Here is a 15,432-nt window from a genome sequence, read left to right as displayed (position 1 = left end):
GCGACTGTAACGCGTTCTACTTTGTTTCGGAACCCTCCCACTTCGGCGGCAGCCCGAACGTCCCGAACAGCGCCTCCTCGAAGAACATGCCGACGTGGCTGATCCGATCGCCCGAGAACGTCAGCACCGCGATCGCGAACTGCTCGTAGACGCCGTCGCGCCGGTAGTAGAGAGCGAAGGCCGGCTGGCCGTTGGCCGCGACGGGCACCAGCTTGAGATCGCCCGCCTTCTCCGCCGGGCACTGCGTGCGGGTGAGCTCCGCGATCGTCTCCGGCCCTTGGTACCAGCCCACGAACGGCGGCATCTCCCAGACCGCGTCCTTCGTGAACAGGTCGACCAGGCTGTCGACGTCATAGTTCTCGAACGCGGCCACGTAGCGGTCGAGCAGGGCCCGCTGCTCCTGCGTCAGCGGCTCCACCGGGTCGTCGAGGCTCGGCGAGACCTCGCTGAGCTGCGCCCTGGCCCGCTGCAGGATGCTGTTGACCGCCGCCGTGGAGGTGCCGACGGCCTCGGCCACCTCGGCGGCCTTCCACTTGAGCACGTCGCGCAGGATCAGCACCGCCCGCTGCCGGGGCGGCAGGTGCTGCAGCGCCGCGATCAGCGCGAGCCGGATGCTCTCGCGGGAGGTCACGATCGAGGCGGGGTCGTCGTCGCCGCCGACGCCGGCCAGCGCGTCGGGTACCGGCTCCAGCCACAGCACCTCGTTGTCCTGCACCAGGGGCGCGGTGGCCTCCTGGCTCGGCGCGCCGAGGCCGGTCGGGAGCGGGCGCCTGGAGCGGCTGTCGAGCGCGGTCAGGCAGGTGGTGGTGGCGATGCGGTAGAGCCAGGTGCGCAGGGAGGAGCGCCCCTCGAAGTTCTCATAGCCGCGCCACGCGCGTAGGTACGTCTCCTGCACGAGGTCCTCGGCTTCGTGCACCGAACCCATCATGCGGTAGCAGTGCGCCAGCAGCTCACGCCGCATCGGATCAGCCAGCCGGAGGAAGTCCTCGTTCGTCGGCTTGTCGGTCATACCCCCTGTATAGCCTCCGGCACCGACAGAACGGTGAATGCTTCGACAGACGCCGAACACTTAGCCCTTGCGCTAACCATTGTGACCCCCTAATACTTAGCCGCATGGCACAGTATTCGGCGGAGCTGGACGGCGTGTTCGTCGCCCTCGCCGACCCGACCCGGCGCGCCGTGGTCCGTCGCCTCGGCCGCGGGCCCGTGAGCGTCGGTGACCTCGCCCGCGAGTTCCCGATGACGCTCCCCTCGTTCATGAAACACGTGCGGATGCTCGAGTCGAACGGGCTCATCCGCACGGCCAAGTCCGGACGGGTGCGCACCTGCGTGCTCAACCGCGACCGCCTCGCCCTCATCGACGGCTGGCTCGCGGAGCAGCGCCGGATCTGGGAGGAGCGCACAGACCGCCTCGAACAGTTCGTCACCGGCCCCGAACAGTTCGTCACCGGCCCCGAGGAGGGCAATCCATGAACCCCGATCTCGACCTCACCCTGCAGCGGATCATCCGCGCCCCGCGCGCGGCCGTCTGGCACGCCTGGACCGACCCGGCCAAGCTCGCCCAGTGGTGGCTGCCCGCCCCCGCCCGCTGCCAGGTGGACCGGCTCGACCCCAGGCCGGGAGGGGCGTTCGTCACCCGGATGAGCGACGCGGACGGCACGTTCGTCCCCCACCTCGACGCGTGCTTCCTCGTCGTGGACGAGCTCGAACGCATCGTCTTCACCAACGCGCTCACCAGCACCTGGCGCCCGGCCACCCCCGCCCCCGTCGCCATGACCGCCACCATCACGCTGACCGACCACCCCGACGGCACCGACTACCAGATCCTCGTCCAGCACGGCGACCCCGAGTCCCGCGCCCACCACGAGAAGCTCGGCTTCGCCGACGGTTGGGGCCTGGTCACCGCCCAGCTCGCCGCCGTCGCCGAAGACCTGGCCGCTCGATGAGGCTCACGCTCACCGAGTTCGTCACGCTCGACGGCGTCAGCCAGGGGCCCGGCTCGCCCGACGAGGACAACAGTGGCGGCTGCCCAAGATCACCGATCCGGCGGATCCGTATGCCCGCGGATGAACGCGCTACCCAAGGACGTCGTCTCGAACACCCTCACCGAAGGCGCCTGGCACCCCACCACCGTCCTCGGCGGCGACCCGGTCCAGGCGGTCGCCGGGCTCAAGGCGCGCCCCGGGCGGGAGCTGCAGATCCACGGCAGCGGCCGGCTCGGCGACACGCTCCTCGCCGCCGGCCTGGTCGACGTGCTCCACCTCGTGATCGCACCCACCGTGCTGCGGGCCGGCCGGCGCCTCCTGTCGGGGGCGGGCGGCACGTCCGGGCTGCGCCTCGTGCGGCACGAGGCGACGCCGAGCGGGCTGGTGCTCCTTGAGTACGAGGCGGCGGGGCGGGCCTCCCAGGGGCGGTACGAGGGCGTCACCGCCTTCGTCTGAGTCCTTTGCCCAGGAGTCCTTTGCCCAGGAGTCCTTCGCCCAGGAGTCCTTCGCCCAGGAGTCCTTCGCCCGGTGGCCGGGATGTTGCTCGGCCACGCGGACGGCCCACTGGGGCGGCGTAACGGCGGCTCGCCACTGACGGGGTCAGCGGGCGTGTTCCTGGAAGGTCCGCGCCGGAGTGCGGCGGGTGGCGGTGGGGGCGGCTTCGCCGTACGGGATGGGGTGGGTTCGACTCACGAGGGGATGTCGGCGAGCAGGCGGGCGGCGGCGGTCTCGATGCGGCGCTGGATCTGGTCGTACGTGCGGCGCCCGCGCAGCATCTCCAGCAGCTCCTGCACCCACACGCTGGACAGCGACCCCGCGAGGTCGATCTGCTCCTCGGTGGCCTCCTCCAGCGTCAGCCCGTCGGCTGAGACGCGCAGCAGCAGGCCCGTCATGCGGTCGCCGAACGGGGTCTGGACCTCGGCCAGGATCAGCGACCTGATCAGCGCGTCGGCCAGCTCCGGCTCGCGCATGAGCCCCCGCGTGGCCCGCATGAGCACGTCGACGGCGCGGCTGGCCGGGGTGGCGGCCCCCGGCGGGCGGCGCTCGATGCTGCTCTCCAGCAGGTCGATCTCCTCGCCGACGACGGCCACGACGAGGTCCATCTTGGAGGGGAAGTAGCGGTAAAGAGTGCCGAGCGCCACGCCGGCGCGCTCGGCCACCGTGCGCATCTGCATGGCCTCGACGCCGCCGCGTGAGGCGAGCGCGGCGGCGGCTTGGACGATGCGCTTGCGGCGTTGGTGCTGGCTGCGCGTACGGACGCTGTGCCCGCCCGGCGCGGGGTGGCTTTCCACGGCTGCCTCGGTCTCGCTCGGGGGCGCGGTGATTGCGGGCTGCGGGGTACGCATAAGAACACGTTATCTGATTTCTCGATAACGCGGCTTGTTACTCGCGGGTCACAAACGAGCCGTATTGGCCCATGTCTCCGGCGTTACGCGGATATATCGGTGTTTATCTCTCGGGCCGGATACTGGACAGCTATTAGAATCTGTTCTAGTTTGCGATTCGGCTTACCTAGCGCTTGCTGGACGAGCTTGCCTAGCGCTTGCTGGAGGAGCGATGACCGCGGACACGCTCGCCTCCCTGCTGCTCGCACGGGCCGAGGACGACCGGCCCGGGGTCGTGTTCGAGGGCAGGGTGTGGTCGTGGCGTCAGCACGTCGCGGACTGCCTCGCCGCCGGGGCCCGGCTGTCCGCGCGCGGGGCCGGGACGCACGTCGGGGTGCTCAGCGAGAACGTTCCCGAGCTGGTCTGCCTGATCGGCGGCGCGGCGCTGGCCGGCCACGTGGTCGTGGCGCTGAACCCGACGCGGTCGGTGGACGAGCTCATCCGCGACGCCCGCGCGACCGAGGTCGACCTGGTCCTGGCCGGCGAACCCTACGCGGGGACGGGCCGGGCGGTGTCGGAGGCGCTGGACGTGCCGGCGCTGCCCCTCGCCCCGCAACCGGACGGCCCCGCGCTCAAGGCGGACGGTCCCGCGCTCAAGCCGGACGGTCCCGCGCTCAAGCCCGACGGTGCCGCGCCCGAAGCCTCTCGTGCGGGGGAGGCGGCGGCGGGGGATCTCGTGATGTTGATCTTCACGTCCGGGACCTCCGGCCGTCCCAGAGCCGTGCGGATCACGCAGCGGAAGCTCGCCGTGCCCGGGACGAGCCTGGCCGCGCTGCTCACCCCCGAGGACGCCGTCTACTGCTCGATGCCGCTGTTCCACTCCGGCGCGCTCATGGCCGCCTACGCGCCCGCCGTCGCGTCCGGGGCGGCGCTGGTGCTGCGGCGGCGCTTCTCGGCCTCCGGGGTGCTGCCCGACATCAGGCGATACGGCTGTACGTACCTGCACTACGTCGGCAAGGCGCTCTCCTACGTCCTCGCCACCCCCGAGCGGCCCGACGACGCCGACAACCCGCTCAGAATCGCGTTCGGGAACGAGGGGAGCGCGGTGGCGGTCAGGAGGTTCGGGGAGCGGTTCGGCTGCCTGGTCATCGATGCCTTCGGCTCCACCGAGACCGCGATCTCGCTCGTCCCCGACCCCGCCGGGCCGCCGGGCTGCCTCGGACGCCTGCCCGAGGGCGTGCTGATCCTCGACCCGTCCACCACCCGGCCCTGCCCGCCCGCCCGCATCGAGGACGGCCGCCTGCTCAACCCCGACGAGGCCATCGGGGAGCTGGTCAACACGGCCGGGCTCGGCCTGTTCGAGGGCTACTACAACGACCCCGGCGCCGACGCCGAGCGGGTCAGGGACGGGGCGTTCTGGTCCGGCGACCTCGCCTACATGGACGCCGACGGCCATGTGTTCTTCGCCGGCCGGGGCACCGAGCGGCTGCGCGTGGACGGCGAGAACCTGGCGGTCGCGCCGATCGAGGCGGCGCTGCGGGAGTTCGGCGGGGTGGTGGAGGCGGCGGTGTATCCGGTGCCCGACCCGGCGGCCGGTGACCAGGTCATGGCCGCCCTCGTCATGAACGGCGGCGCCTCCGGCTTCGATCCGGGTGCGTTCGGCGCGTTCCTGGCCTCGCGGCGGGACCTCGGCGTCAAGTCCATGCCCCGCTTCGTCCGCGTGTGCCGGGAGTTGCCGCAGACGGCCTCGCACAAGGTCATCAAGCGGCGGCTCGCCCGGGACGCCTGGCGCGCCTCCGACCCGGTCTGGGTGCGCGGGCCCGACGGATTCAGGCCGCTCACCGAGGCGGACGTGAAGGGGATCGAGGAGGAGTTCGTACGGCACGGCAGGCAACACCTCTTGGAGACGTAGTGGATTTCAACCTGGACGAAACCCAGCAGGATCTGAAGAAGCTGGCCGCCGACGTCCTCGCCAGGGACGGCGACGAGGAGCGGCTGTGGCAGGCCGGGCTGATGGGCGTGTGCGTGCCCGAGGAGGCGGGCGGGGCCGGACTCGGGCCGGTGGAGATGGCCGTGGTGCTGCGCGAGGTGGGCGCGCGGGCGGCCATGGTGCCCGCGCTGCCGACCCTGGCCTCGACGCTCCTGCTGGCCCGCCACGGCACCCCCGACCAGCAGCGCCGCCACGCGGCCGACTCGCGAAGCCGCGCCACCTCCGACCGGCAGCGCACCGGCCGCCTCACCCTCGCCCTGCGCGAGCCGGCCCGTGCCCTCGCCGACCCACCCACGACCACCGCCCGCCAGGTCACCGTTGGACCGGGGGCTGAGGGGCCGGGTGCTGGAGGGGCGGGCGCCGGGCCGGTCGCGGCAGAGGCACCAGGTGCCGGCGCGGGCGCCGAGGGCGAAGCCGGGTGGAGAGTGAGCGGGCGGAAGGTGGGGGTGCCGTATCCCGGAGGGGCGGTGCTGGTGACCGCCGACGAAGGTCTGTTCCTCGTGGACGAGCCGGTGACGGCGGCCGAGTTCACCTCCACGGGCGAGCCGGCCGCCACGGTCGTGCTGGACGGCACCCCGGCGGAGCGGGTGGCGGGGCCGGAGGCGGTGGCGGACGCGCGGCGGATCTTCATGGCGGCCGTGGCCGCGCAGGCGAGCGGCGTGCTGGCGGGCGCGCTGGAGCTGACCACCGCCTACATCAAGCAGCGCAGGCAGTTCGGGCGGGCGCTGGCGGAGTTCCAGGCCGTGACGATGCAGATCGCCGACGTCTACATCGCCGCCAGGGCCCTGGACGTGGCCATGTGGTCGGCGGTGTGGCGGCTGGGCGAAGGGTTGCCGGCGGAGGAGGACGTGGCGCTGGCGGCGTACCACGTCAGCGGGGCGTTCAGGGCGCTTTACACCTGCCAGCACCTGCACGGCGGTCTCGGCCTCGACGTCACCTACCCGCTGCACCGCTACTTCGCCCAGGCCAGGCACCTGTCCTTGCTGCTCGGCGGCGCCGACGCGCAGCTCGACGTGATCGGAGCGCTCGTCTGATGTTCATCGACCTGACCCCCGAGCAGCGCAGGCTGCGTGACGAGTTGCGCGAGTACTTCCAGGGCTGCCTCACCGCCGAGGACCGCGCCAAGATCGCCGAGGATCCGTTCGGCGAGGCGTACATGGCGCACTGCCGCCGCCTCGGGCGGGACGGCAAGCTGGGCCTCGGCTGGCCCAAGGAGTACGGCGGCAGCGGCTACGGCCCCCTGGAGCAGCAGATCTTCGCCAACGAGATCGCCCGCGCGGGCGTGCCGTACCCGATCATCACGGTGCAGACGGTGGGGCCGACGCTCATGCAGTACGGGACGGAGCGGCAGAAGGAGCACTTCCTGCCGCGCATCCTCGCCGGCGAGTGCCATTTCGCGATCGGCTACAGCGAGCCGGAGGCGGGCACGGACCTGGCCTCGTTGCGGACCACGGCGGTGCTCGACGGCGACCACTACGTCGTCAACGGCCAGAAGATCTTCACCAGCGGCGCCCACTACGCGCAGTACATCTGGCTGGCCGCCCGCACGAACCCGACGGCGAAGAAGCACAAGGGCATCACCATGATGATCGCCTCCACGGACGATCCGGGCTTCTCGTGGACGCCGATCGTGACCATGGACGGCCGCCACCACACCAACGCCACGTACTACTCGGACGTGCGCGTCCCGGTGGACATGGTGGTCGGCGAGGTGGACCGCGGCTGGGACCTGATCGTCAACCAGCTCAACCACGAGCGCGTCACGCTCGGCCCGGCGGGCAACCTCGGCCAGACGTACGACCGCTTCCGCGCCTGGGCGCGCCGCACCGGCGTGGACGCCGAGCCGGACGTGCGGCGAGCGCTGGCGGAGGTGTGGGCGGCGTTCCGGACGAACGAGCTGCTCAACTGGCAGGTGGCGGCCAACATGGACCTGGGCTGGCTGGGCGCGCCGGACGCGTCCGCGACGAAGATCTACGGCTCGGAGCGCATGCAGGAGATCGGCCGGATCGTCGGCGACGTGCTGGCCAGGTACGGCGACCCGGCGGACCCGGAGACGGCCGAGCTGCTCGAACGCCTCGACCACGGGGTGAAGGGCGCGGTGGTGCTGACGTTCGGCGGCGGGGTGAACGAGGTGCAGCGCGAGCTGATCGCCATGCTCGGCCTGAGCCTCCCGAGGCCGCCGCGATGACCGCCTCCGAGAAGCGTGAGCCGCTGTCGGACGAGGAGCTGCACGAGCTGGCGGGCAAGCAGGCGGCGCTCGGGGAGGTGCGGGGCGCTCCGGCCGCCGACCCCGTGAACGTCCCGATGATCAGGCACTGGCTGACCGCCATGGGCGACGAGAACCCGCGCTACCTGGAGGAGGGCCTGGCCCCGCCCGCCATGGCCCAGGTGTGGACGATGCCGGGCCTGCGGCGCGGCGCGAAGGACCGCTCGCCGGTGGACGACATGATGGCCGCGCTCGACGGCAGCGGCTACACGGGTGTGGTGGCGACGAACTGCGAGCAGACCTACCACCGTTATGTCCGGGTAGGGGAGCGGCTGACCCCGGCGACGAGGTTCGCGGGCCTGGCGGGGCCGAAGCGGACGGCTCTGGGCGTCGGCTACTTCGCCACGTGGAACATCACCTGGTACACCGACGACGACGAGCCGGTCGCCGAGATGATGTTCCGGGTACTGAAGTTCCGCCCGCCGCAGGCGAAGGCGATGGAGCCGTATCCGCTGCAGCCCGCCGTCAACCAGGACACGGCGTTCTTCTGGGAGGGCGTGAACGACGGCGAGCTGCGCGTCCAGGCGTGCGCCGACTGCGGCGAGCTGCGCCACCCGCCCGGCCCGCTGTGCCCGCGCTGCCGCTCCTCGGAGCGTACGTACCGCGTGGCCAGCGGCAACGGGACGCTGTTCAGCTACGTCGTGCACCACCATCCGCCCGTGCCGGGCAGGCAGACGCCGTTCGTGGTGGGGGTGGTGGAGCTGCCGGAGGGCGTGCGGGTCGTCGGCAACGTCGTGGACTGCCCCGTCGAGGAAGTGAGGATCGGAATGCCGTTGCGGGTGACCTACCGCCGGATGGACGACCGGCTCGTCCTGCCCATGTGGACGCGGCCGTGATCGGGGCCGCGCTGCCGGAGCTGTCGATCGACCTGACGCCCACGATGGTCGTCTCCACGGCCCTGGCCACCATGGACTACACGCCGGTGCACCACGACACGGCGCTGGCCCGCGCCCAGGGCTCCAAGGACATCTTCCTGAACATCCTGACCACGATGGGCCTGGTCGAGCGCTACGTGACCGACTGGGCGGGCCCCCGGTCCGTGATCAGGAGCATCGACGTCAAGCTGGGCGTCCCGGCGTACGCGGGCGACCGCCTGACGTTCAGCGGCACGGTCGTGGCGGGCGCGGGCGAGCGGCTGACGGTCGAGGTGCGCGGCCGGGTGAGCCTGGGCGAGCACGCCACGGGCACGGTCACCTTGGAGACGCAGTGACGACGACGGCCATCGCCGGCATCGGCGCCACCGAGTTCAGCAAGCAGTCGGGACGCTCGGAGCTGCGGCTCGCCGCCGAGGCCGTGCTGGCGGCCCTGGACGACGCCGGCCTGTCGCCGGCCGACGTGGACGGCCTGGTCACCTACAGCCAGGACGCCAACCAGGAGATCGCCGTCGCCAGGGAGACGGGCATCGGCGAGCTGACGTTCTTCTCCCGCGTCGAGTACGGCGGCGGCGCGGCCTGCGGCACCGTCGCCCACGCGGCCATGGCGGTGGCCACGGGCGCGGCCCGCACGGTGGTCTGCTACCGGGCGTTCAACGAGCGCTCGGGCCGCCGCTTCGGCCGTCCGAACGCGGGGCTGGCCGGGCAGCCGGGCTCGCAGGGGCTGGAGATGAGCTGGCACGTGCCGTTCGGGCTGATGACGCCGGCGGCGTGGGTGGCCATGTTCGCGCGCCGCTACATGCACGTCCACAACGCGACTTCCGAGGATTTCGGGCGGGTGGCGGTGGCCATGCGCAGGCACGCGGCCACGAACCCGGCCGCCTGGTTCCACGGCCGCCCGATCACGCTGGAGGAGCACCAGGCGTCCCGGTGGATCGTGGAGCCGCTGCACCTGCTCGACTGCTGCCAGGAGAGCGACGGGGCGGTGGCACTGGTGGTCACCTCCACCGAACGGGCCCGCGACCTGCGCCGCTCCCCGGCCGTGATCACGGCGGCGGCCCAGGGGGCGGGGGCCGGCCAGATGATGATGACGAGCTACTACCGGGATGACATGACCGGCCTGCCGGAGATGTCGGTCGTCGGCCGGCGTCTCTGGGAGATCTCCGGCCTTTCCCCCGCCGACATCCAGACGGCGATCCTGTACGACCATTTCACGCCGTTCGTCCTGACCCAGCTTGAGGAGCTCGGCTTCTGCGGGCGGGGCGAGGCGCCCGGGTTCCTCGCCGACGGCGGCATCGAGCTGGACGGCCGCCTCCCGGTCAACCCGCACGGCGGGCAGCTCGGGGAGGCGTACATCCACGGCATGAACGGCATCGCGGAGGCCGTCCGCCAGATCAGGGGCACGGCCGTCAACCAGCTCCCCGACGTCACGAACGTGCTGGTGACGGCCGGGACGGGCGTCCCGACCAGCGGCCTCATCCTGTCATCCGGCTGAGGCGGCTCGCCCGCAGCGCCTTCATGGCGCCCGGCAGGACGAAGGCGGGCCGGCCCATCCGTGCCTCCATCGCCCACTCCAGAGAGGGGGCCCGGGGCCGGCCATGTCACGCCGGCCCGCTTTCATGGGTCACAGCGATGACGCGGGCCGAAGAAGGAATGTGACACATGGACGACCACGAATCTCTGACGGGCCTCTTCGAGGCGCAACGCGGTCAGCTGAGAGCCGTCGCGTACCGGATGCTCGGCTCGCTCAGCGAGGCCGACGACGCCGTGCAGGAGGCGTGGATCAGGCTCAACCGCACCGACACCGCCGACGTGCGGAACATGGGCGGCTGGCTGACCACGGTCGTGGCCCGCATCTGCCTGAACATGCTGCGCTCGCGCGAGCACCGCCGCGAGGACCCGCTGGAGGAACGCCTGCCCGACCCGGTGGTGAGCCCGGCGGGCGGCGTCGATCCCGAGCAGGAGGCGCTGCTGGCCGACTCGGTGGGGCTGGCGCTGCTCGTCGTGCTGCAGACCCTGGAGCCGACGGAGCGGCTGGCGTTCGTGCTGCACGACATGTTCGCGGTGCCGTTCGAGGAGATCGCCTTGATCATCGACCGCACGCCGGCCGCCACCCGGCAGCTCGCCAGCCGCGCCCGCCGCCGCGTGCGCGGCGCGGCGCCCGAGCCCGACCCGGACGTGTCGCGGCAGCGGGAGGTGGTGCGGGCGTTCATGGCGGCCGCCCGCGAGGGCGACTTCGACACGCTCGTGTCGCTGCTGCACCCCGACGTCGTGCTGCGCACCGACATGGGGCCCACAGTGGCCAGGGGCTGGAACGAGCTGCGCGGCGCGCTCACCGTCGGGCAGCAGGCGCTCATGTTCCGGCGGATGGCGCCGTTCGCGCACCCCGTGCTGGTCAACGGCGTCGCGGGGGCGCTCAACGTCGTGGACGGCAAGACGGTCGCCGTCGGAGCGTTCACGATCGCGGACGGCAGGATCGTCTCGATCGACATCCTCGCCGACCCCGCCCGCGTGGCCGGGCTCGACCCGGCCACCCTCATCGGCGCGTGAAGAAAGGGGCGGCGGGCCGGCCCGCCGCCCCCCATGATCGTCACGGGCCGACGATGACCGGCATGGAGAAGAACACGATCATCGCGATGGCCACGCACAGCAGGAACCCGACGAGCTCCCACACCCAGTCGTGGTGGCGGTCCTTGCGGCGGCGCACCTTCTTGGGGCGGGCGCTGTCGGGGCGCCGCTTGGGGGCGGGCCTGGCCCGTACGGGACGCGGCTCCAGGACGGAGGCGCCCGGCCGGTCCTTCCGCTTCGGCTCCCGGTCACCCTGGCGGGGCCTGTCGAGGGGCTTCTCCAGCGGCTTGACGAGCGGCTTCTCCAGCGGCCGTCCAAGCGAGCCCGCCTGCTCCTGCTCGTCCGGGCCGGGCAGCCGGTAGACCGGCTCGCCGGCGGGCCTGGAGGAGGCGCGCTTGTTGCTGCGGGGCTTGAACAGCGGGGCCGCCGGTCCGCGTACGGGCTCCTCGGCACGGGACGCCTGGCGGCGGGGGGCGGGCGCCGACGGCGGCCGGCGGAACTCCTCCGGCGCCGACGGCGGGCGGCGGAACTCCTCCGGTGCCGGCTGCGGCTCCGACGACGGCGGCCGGCGGTCGGCGGGCGCGCGCCGCGGCGGCGGCAGCGGCCGGGAGGGGCCGTCGTGGAGGAGCACGTCGCCGGTCATGTACGGGTCGGGCGCGTCCTTGGGCAGGATCACGTCACCGGTGGCGAACGGCTCGGCGGCCGTGGGGTCGGGGGCGGCCATGAAGAACGGGCGCTCCTGCGGCGCCTGCCGCGACGAGGACGCCCCGGCCACCCACTTGTCACCGGCGGACGGCACCCCGGGCTCGCCCAGAGGCCCCCTGAGCGTCCGCGCCGACCCGAGCGGATCCCGCAGCGGCGGGCCCGGATCCAGGACGTCTCGAGGCGGCGACAGCGGGTCGCGCAGCTTGGGCATGGGAGCCGTGGTCGCCTCGTGCACGGGCGTGTGCGCGGGCGACGGCGGCGTCAGCAGCTCGGCCGGGAAGATCACCGTGCTGGACGCCGGGTCCGCCTCCGCCAGCGGCTGGGGCCACACGGGCGGGCTGGGCCAGCGCGGCTTGGTGAACAGCGGCGCGGGCGCCGCCGTGCGGGAGCCCGCGAAGTGGATGCGCAGCGTGCCGGGCGGCTGCGGCCAGGGCAGGCGGCCGAGCACGTCGGCCAGCGGCGCGATCGCGAGCGCGCCGTAGACGTCGGCCACGGGCTTGGGCACGCGGACGCCGGTCGAGGCCAGCGCGGCCCCCAGCGACTGCCTGAACCGGTGCCCGGCGCCCACCGCCAGCTCCTCGGCGGTGTCGGGCGCGACGTCGAGCACCCACGCCAGCTCCTGCTTGCTCAGCCCGCACACCGCGCACAGCACGAGCACTTCACGCTGGTGCGGGCGCAGCTCCCGCAGGGTGCGCTCGACGAGCGCGGTGGCGGGGTCGATGAGCGGGTCGACGGCGGGCGGGGAGTAGACGATGTCCCGCCGGTGGATCTCGCGGCGGGCGAAGGCGTAGAGCGCCGCGCGGGGCGGCGGGGTGGCGGGGACGCCGCCGAGCACGGCCACCAGGACGTCGGAGGCCGAGCCGAGGTCGCCGAGCTGGTCGGCACAGTACGCGAACAGCCCGGCGGCATGGAGGTCGTAGAGCTCTGCGATCACTTCTGCGCGCCGGCGCTGATCGGTGAGCGACTGGGACACGGGCCGGTTCCTCTTGCTGGATGCGGACGCTGGGGGGTGAGTGCGCGTCAGGAGTTGTGAGCTGAAGCGTCAGGAATTGTGAGGGTTATCATGCCAACTCTTCGTGGTCCGGCGCACTACCAGATCCAGATTTCATCGGAATCTCCCAGCTCAGGTGAAACGCTTCAGGAAAACCCGAGGGGACAGGCCGGTACGAGCCGCCGTAGTCTGTGGGTTCAGCAGATCATGCGGCGGTCGTGGCACGGGGGCTGCGGCACTGCCGCCGGAAGCCCCTGAGCGAGAGTTCGCGCGTGATCACATTCGAGTCTGTCACCAAACGCTATCCGGACGGCACGGTCGCGGTCGACCGCCTCACCCTGGAGGCGCCCACCGGCCAGATCACCGTGTTCGTCGGCCCGTCGGGCTGCGGGAAGACCACCTCCCTGCGCATGATCAACCGGATGATCGACGCGACGGAGGGCCGCATCCTCCTCGACGGCGTCCCGGTGCAGGGCATCGACCCGCCGACGCTGCGGCGCGGCATCGGGTACGTCATCCAGCAGGCCGGCCTGTTCCCGCACCGGAAGATCGTCGACAACATCGCCACCGTCCCCTACCTGCTGGGCTGGGACCGCAAGAAGGCCAGGGCCACGGCCATGGAGCTGCTGGAGCGCGTCGGTCTCGACCCGGCGCTGGCCGGCCGCTACCCGTTCCAGCTCTCCGGCGGCCAGCAGCAGCGCGTCGGCGTGGCCAGGGCGCTGGCCGCCGACCCGCCCGTGCTGCTCATGGACGAGCCGTTCAGCGCGGTCGACCCCATCGTCCGCACCAACCTCCAGGACGAGCTGCTGCGGCTGCAGAGCGAGCTGAACAAGACGATCGTGTTCGTCACCCACGACATCGACGAGGCGATCAAGCTGGGCGACCAGGTGGCGGTGCTGCAGGTGGGCGGCAGGCTGGCCCAGCTCGCCGACCCCAAGACGCTGCTGTCGGAGCCGGCCGACGACTTCGTCCGCGAGTTCCTCGGGCAGGACAGAGGGATCAGGCGGCTGCGCTTCATCTCCACGGCGGGGCTGCGGCTGCGTACCGACCTGACCGTGGCGGAAGGTTTCGACGGCAGCTCGCCGGAGCGGTGGCTGCTGGTGGTGGACGGCGACGGCCGGCCGCTCGGCTGGCGCTCCAGCGACCGGCCCGAGGAGCTGGAGCCGTACGGGACGTTCGTGCACGGCACCGACAGCATGCGCGCCGCGCTCGACGCGGCGCTGCTGTCGCCGTCCGGCTGCGCGGTGGCCGTGGACGAGCGGGGCAGGGCCGTCGGCGTGGCCACCCGGCAGGCACTGGACGAGGCGCTGGCGGAGGCGGCAGATGGGTGACGGTCCTCCCTCCATCTGGGAGTGGATCGGGCGCAACTGGGACACCGGCCGGGCCGACAGCATCAGGAACCTGCTCACCGACCACCTCACGATGTCGCTGGTGCCGATCGTGCTCGCGCTGGTCCTCGCGCTCCCGCTGGGCCTGGCCTCCGTGCGCTGGCGCTGGCTCTACCAGCCCACCACGGGGCTCATGAACGTCGTGTACGCGCTGCCGTCGCTGCCCGTCTTCATGCTGCTGATCTCGGTGACCGGGCTGTCGCAGACCACGGTGATCATCCCGCTGACCTTCTACGGCATGGCGGTGCTGATCCCGGCCGTGGTCGACGGGCTCAACTCGGTGCCCGACCACGTACGCCAGTCGGCCGTCGCGATGGGCTTCACGCCGCTGCGCCGCCTGCTCCAGGTCGAGCTGCCGATCGCGGTGCCGGTGGTGCTGGCCGGGATGCGCGTGGTCGCGGTCTCCAGCATCAGCCTGGTCAGCGTGGGCGCGCTGATCGGGCAGGGCGGGCTCGGGGGGCTGTTCACGCGGGCCTATCAGAACCCGTTCATGCCGCCGGTGATCGTCGGCATCGTGCTCATCGTGCTGCTCGCGTTGATCGCCGACGGCCTGCTGGTGCTGGCCCAGCGGCTGCTCACCCCCTGGGTGCGGGCGCGGAAGGGGCAGGCGTCATGACGTGGCTGTCGTCGTTCGTGAGCTGGCTCGGCGAGTTCTTCGGCAGCGGCGAGAACTGGTCGGGGCCGGGCGGCATCCCGGTCCGCCTGCTGGAGCACCTGGAGTTCTCGGGGCTGGCGCTGCTGCTGGCGGTGCTGATCGCGGTGCCGCTGGGCCTGGCGATCGGGCACACGGGGCGGGGCGAGCTGCTGGTCGTCGTGTCCGCGAACCTGGCCAGGGCGCTGCCCACGCTGGGCCTGCTCGTGATGTTCGTGCTGCTGCTGGGCACGGCGTCGATCTGGCCGGTGATCATCCCGCTGGTGCTGCTGTCGGTGCCGCCGATCCTGGTCAACACGTTCGAGGGGATCAAGGGGGTCGATCCCGAGCTGCGCGACGCCGCGTACGGGATGGGGCTGCGCGGCCCGCAGGTGCTCGGCCGGGTGCTGGTGCCGGTGGCGCTGCCGCTGATCCTGCTCGGCTGCCGGCTGTCGGCCATCCAGGTGGTGGCCACCACCACGGTCGCCGCCTACACCGGGCTGGGCGGTCTCGGGCGTTATGTGATCGACGGTTTCGCGACGAAGGATTACGCGAGCGTCGTGGGGGGTTCAGTACTGATTGTGCTGTTCGCCCTCGTGGTGCAGGTCCTGTTCGCGCTCGCCCAGAGAGTGACGGTGTCGCCTGGGGTGAGCCAGCGGTTGAAGGTCCGATAGTCTCCTGTATTACCTCCCGCTTGGAAGGGGAAAAGCA

At 72.2% G+C, this 15,432-nt stretch carries 16 protein-coding genes; 13 read left to right on the top strand and 3 right to left on the bottom strand.

Annotation, left to right across the window (positions count from 1 at the left end):
• Positions 1–16 precede the first annotated feature (16 nt).
• On the bottom strand, positions 17–1,009 hold the full coding sequence (locus HCN51_RS12670; protein WP_168009862.1) for a sigma-70 family RNA polymerase sigma factor: 993 nt from the start codon (positions 1,007–1,009) through the stop codon (positions 17–19).
• Positions 1,010–1,113: 104 nt separating this feature from the next.
• Here HCN51_RS12670 and HCN51_RS12665 point away from each other — a divergent pair, with 104 nt between their 5' ends.
• From HCN51_RS12665 to HCN51_RS12655, 3 genes are all read left to right on the top strand, one after another.
• Complete coding sequence (locus HCN51_RS12665) at positions 1,114–1,473, top strand: ArsR/SmtB family transcription factor (protein ID WP_168009861.1); 360 nt, start codon at positions 1,114–1,116, stop codon at positions 1,471–1,473.
• Positions 1,470–1,946 carry an SRPBCC domain-containing protein gene (locus HCN51_RS12660; protein ID WP_168009860.1) on the top strand — a complete coding sequence of 159 codons (477 nt, stop codon included), beginning with the start codon at positions 1,470–1,472 and terminating at the stop codon, positions 1,944–1,946. Before HCN51_RS12665 ends, HCN51_RS12660 begins: the two co-directional genes overlap by 4 nt.
• A gap of 120 nt (positions 1,947–2,066) precedes the next feature.
• Positions 2,067–2,441, top strand: coding sequence for a dihydrofolate reductase family protein (locus HCN51_RS12655; protein WP_240972757.1), 375 nt, complete (start codon positions 2,067–2,069; stop codon positions 2,439–2,441).
• Positions 2,442–2,674: 233 nt separating this feature from the next.
• Here the strand turns inward: HCN51_RS12655 and HCN51_RS12650 are convergent, their stop codons facing one another.
• On the bottom strand, positions 2,675–3,331 hold the full coding sequence (locus HCN51_RS12650) for a TetR family transcriptional regulator (protein WP_206066903.1): 657 nt from the start codon (positions 3,329–3,331) through the stop codon (positions 2,675–2,677).
• 211 nt (positions 3,332–3,542) lie between these two features.
• On the opposite strand from HCN51_RS12650, the gene HCN51_RS12645 reads away from it, so the two are divergent.
• From HCN51_RS12645 to sigJ, 7 genes are all read left to right on the top strand, one after another.
• A complete protein-coding gene (locus HCN51_RS12645) occupies positions 3,543–5,222 on the top strand; it encodes an AMP-binding protein (RefSeq protein WP_168009859.1) in 1,680 nt (559 codons plus the stop codon).
• Positions 5,222–6,334, top strand: coding sequence for an acyl-CoA dehydrogenase family protein (locus HCN51_RS12640; protein WP_168009858.1), 1,113 nt, complete (start codon positions 5,222–5,224; stop codon positions 6,332–6,334). The genes HCN51_RS12645 and HCN51_RS12640 overlap by 1 nt, the downstream gene beginning before the upstream one ends.
• Positions 6,334–7,488 carry an acyl-CoA dehydrogenase family protein gene (locus HCN51_RS12635; protein ID WP_168009857.1) on the top strand — a complete coding sequence of 385 codons (1,155 nt, stop codon included), beginning with the start codon at positions 6,334–6,336 and terminating at the stop codon, positions 7,486–7,488. The genes HCN51_RS12640 and HCN51_RS12635 overlap by 1 nt, the downstream gene beginning before the upstream one ends.
• Positions 7,485–8,402 (top strand): bifunctional MaoC family dehydratase N-terminal/OB-fold nucleic acid binding domain-containing protein, encoded by a 918-nt coding sequence (locus HCN51_RS12630; RefSeq protein ID WP_168009856.1) that lies wholly within the window; start codon positions 7,485–7,487, stop codon positions 8,400–8,402. The genes HCN51_RS12635 and HCN51_RS12630 overlap by 4 nt, the downstream gene beginning before the upstream one ends.
• On the top strand, positions 8,387–8,776 hold the full coding sequence (locus HCN51_RS12625; RefSeq protein WP_346433622.1) for a MaoC family dehydratase: 390 nt from the start codon (positions 8,387–8,389) through the stop codon (positions 8,774–8,776). The genes HCN51_RS12630 and HCN51_RS12625 overlap by 16 nt, the downstream gene beginning before the upstream one ends.
• Positions 8,773–9,933, top strand: coding sequence for a lipid-transfer protein (locus HCN51_RS12620; RefSeq protein ID WP_080045416.1), 1,161 nt, complete (start codon positions 8,773–8,775; stop codon positions 9,931–9,933). Before HCN51_RS12625 ends, HCN51_RS12620 begins: the two co-directional genes overlap by 4 nt.
• A gap of 167 nt (positions 9,934–10,100) precedes the next feature.
• Positions 10,101–10,988, top strand: coding sequence for an RNA polymerase sigma factor SigJ (gene sigJ, locus HCN51_RS12615; RefSeq protein WP_168009855.1), 888 nt, complete (start codon positions 10,101–10,103; stop codon positions 10,986–10,988).
• 40 nt (positions 10,989–11,028) lie between these two features.
• On the opposite strand, the gene HCN51_RS12610 is transcribed toward sigJ, so the two are convergent.
• A complete protein-coding gene (locus HCN51_RS12610; RefSeq protein ID WP_168009854.1) occupies positions 11,029–12,684 on the bottom strand; it encodes an RNA polymerase sigma factor in 1,656 nt (551 codons plus the stop codon).
• Positions 12,685–12,974: 290 nt separating this feature from the next.
• Here HCN51_RS12610 and HCN51_RS12605 point away from each other — a divergent pair, with 290 nt between their 5' ends.
• From HCN51_RS12605 to HCN51_RS12595, 3 genes are read left to right on the top strand one after another with little or no spacing between them, the layout of a single operon-like run.
• Positions 12,975–14,033, top strand: coding sequence for an ATP-binding cassette domain-containing protein (locus HCN51_RS12605; RefSeq protein WP_168009853.1), 1,059 nt, complete (start codon positions 12,975–12,977; stop codon positions 14,031–14,033).
• A complete protein-coding gene (locus tag HCN51_RS12600) occupies positions 14,026–14,706 on the top strand; it encodes an ABC transporter permease (RefSeq protein WP_168009852.1) in 681 nt (226 codons plus the stop codon). The genes HCN51_RS12605 and HCN51_RS12600 overlap by 8 nt, the downstream gene beginning before the upstream one ends.
• Positions 14,703–15,395, top strand: coding sequence for an ABC transporter permease (locus HCN51_RS12595; RefSeq protein WP_206066902.1), 693 nt, complete (start codon positions 14,703–14,705; stop codon positions 15,393–15,395). Before HCN51_RS12600 ends, HCN51_RS12595 begins: the two co-directional genes overlap by 4 nt.
• The last annotated feature ends 37 nt before the right edge of the window (positions 15,396–15,432 follow it).

It is taken from the genome of Nonomuraea composti (assembly GCF_012034275.1).
Taxonomy (GTDB): Bacteria; Actinomycetota; Actinomycetes; order Streptosporangiales; family Streptosporangiaceae; genus Nonomuraea; species Nonomuraea composti.
This window is presented reverse-complemented; position numbering and strand designations above follow the sequence as displayed.

Bases quoted from the DNA above. Each gene is read 5' to 3' on its own strand.
- HCN51_RS12595 (WP_206066902.1), top strand. From the start codon at position 14,703: ATGACGTGGCTGTCGTCGTTCGTGAGCTGGCTCGGCGAGTTCTTCGGC.
- HCN51_RS12630 (WP_168009856.1), top strand. From the start codon at position 7,485: ATGACCGCCTCCGAGAAGCGTGAGCCGCTGTCGGACGAGGAGCTGCAC.
- HCN51_RS12600 (WP_168009852.1), top strand. From the start codon at position 14,026: ATGGGTGACGGTCCTCCCTCCATCTGGGAGTGGATCGGGCGCAACTGG.
- HCN51_RS12660 (WP_168009860.1), top strand. From the start codon at position 1,470: ATGAACCCCGATCTCGACCTCACCCTGCAGCGGATCATCCGCGCCCCG.
- sigJ (WP_168009855.1), top strand. From the start codon at position 10,101: ATGGACGACCACGAATCTCTGACGGGCCTCTTCGAGGCGCAACGCGGT.
- HCN51_RS12665 (WP_168009861.1), top strand. From the start codon at position 1,114: ATGGCACAGTATTCGGCGGAGCTGGACGGCGTGTTCGTCGCCCTCGCC.
- HCN51_RS12635 (WP_168009857.1), top strand. From the start codon at position 6,334: ATGTTCATCGACCTGACCCCCGAGCAGCGCAGGCTGCGTGACGAGTTG.
- HCN51_RS12645 (WP_168009859.1), top strand. From the start codon at position 3,543: ATGACCGCGGACACGCTCGCCTCCCTGCTGCTCGCACGGGCCGAGGAC.
- HCN51_RS12655 (WP_240972757.1), top strand. From the start codon at position 2,067: ATGAACGCGCTACCCAAGGACGTCGTCTCGAACACCCTCACCGAAGGC.
- HCN51_RS12650 (WP_206066903.1), bottom strand. From the start codon at position 3,331: ATGCGTACCCCGCAGCCCGCAATCACCGCGCCCCCGAGCGAGACCGAG.
- HCN51_RS12670 (WP_168009862.1), bottom strand. From the start codon at position 1,009: ATGACCGACAAGCCGACGAACGAGGACTTCCTCCGGCTGGCTGATCCG.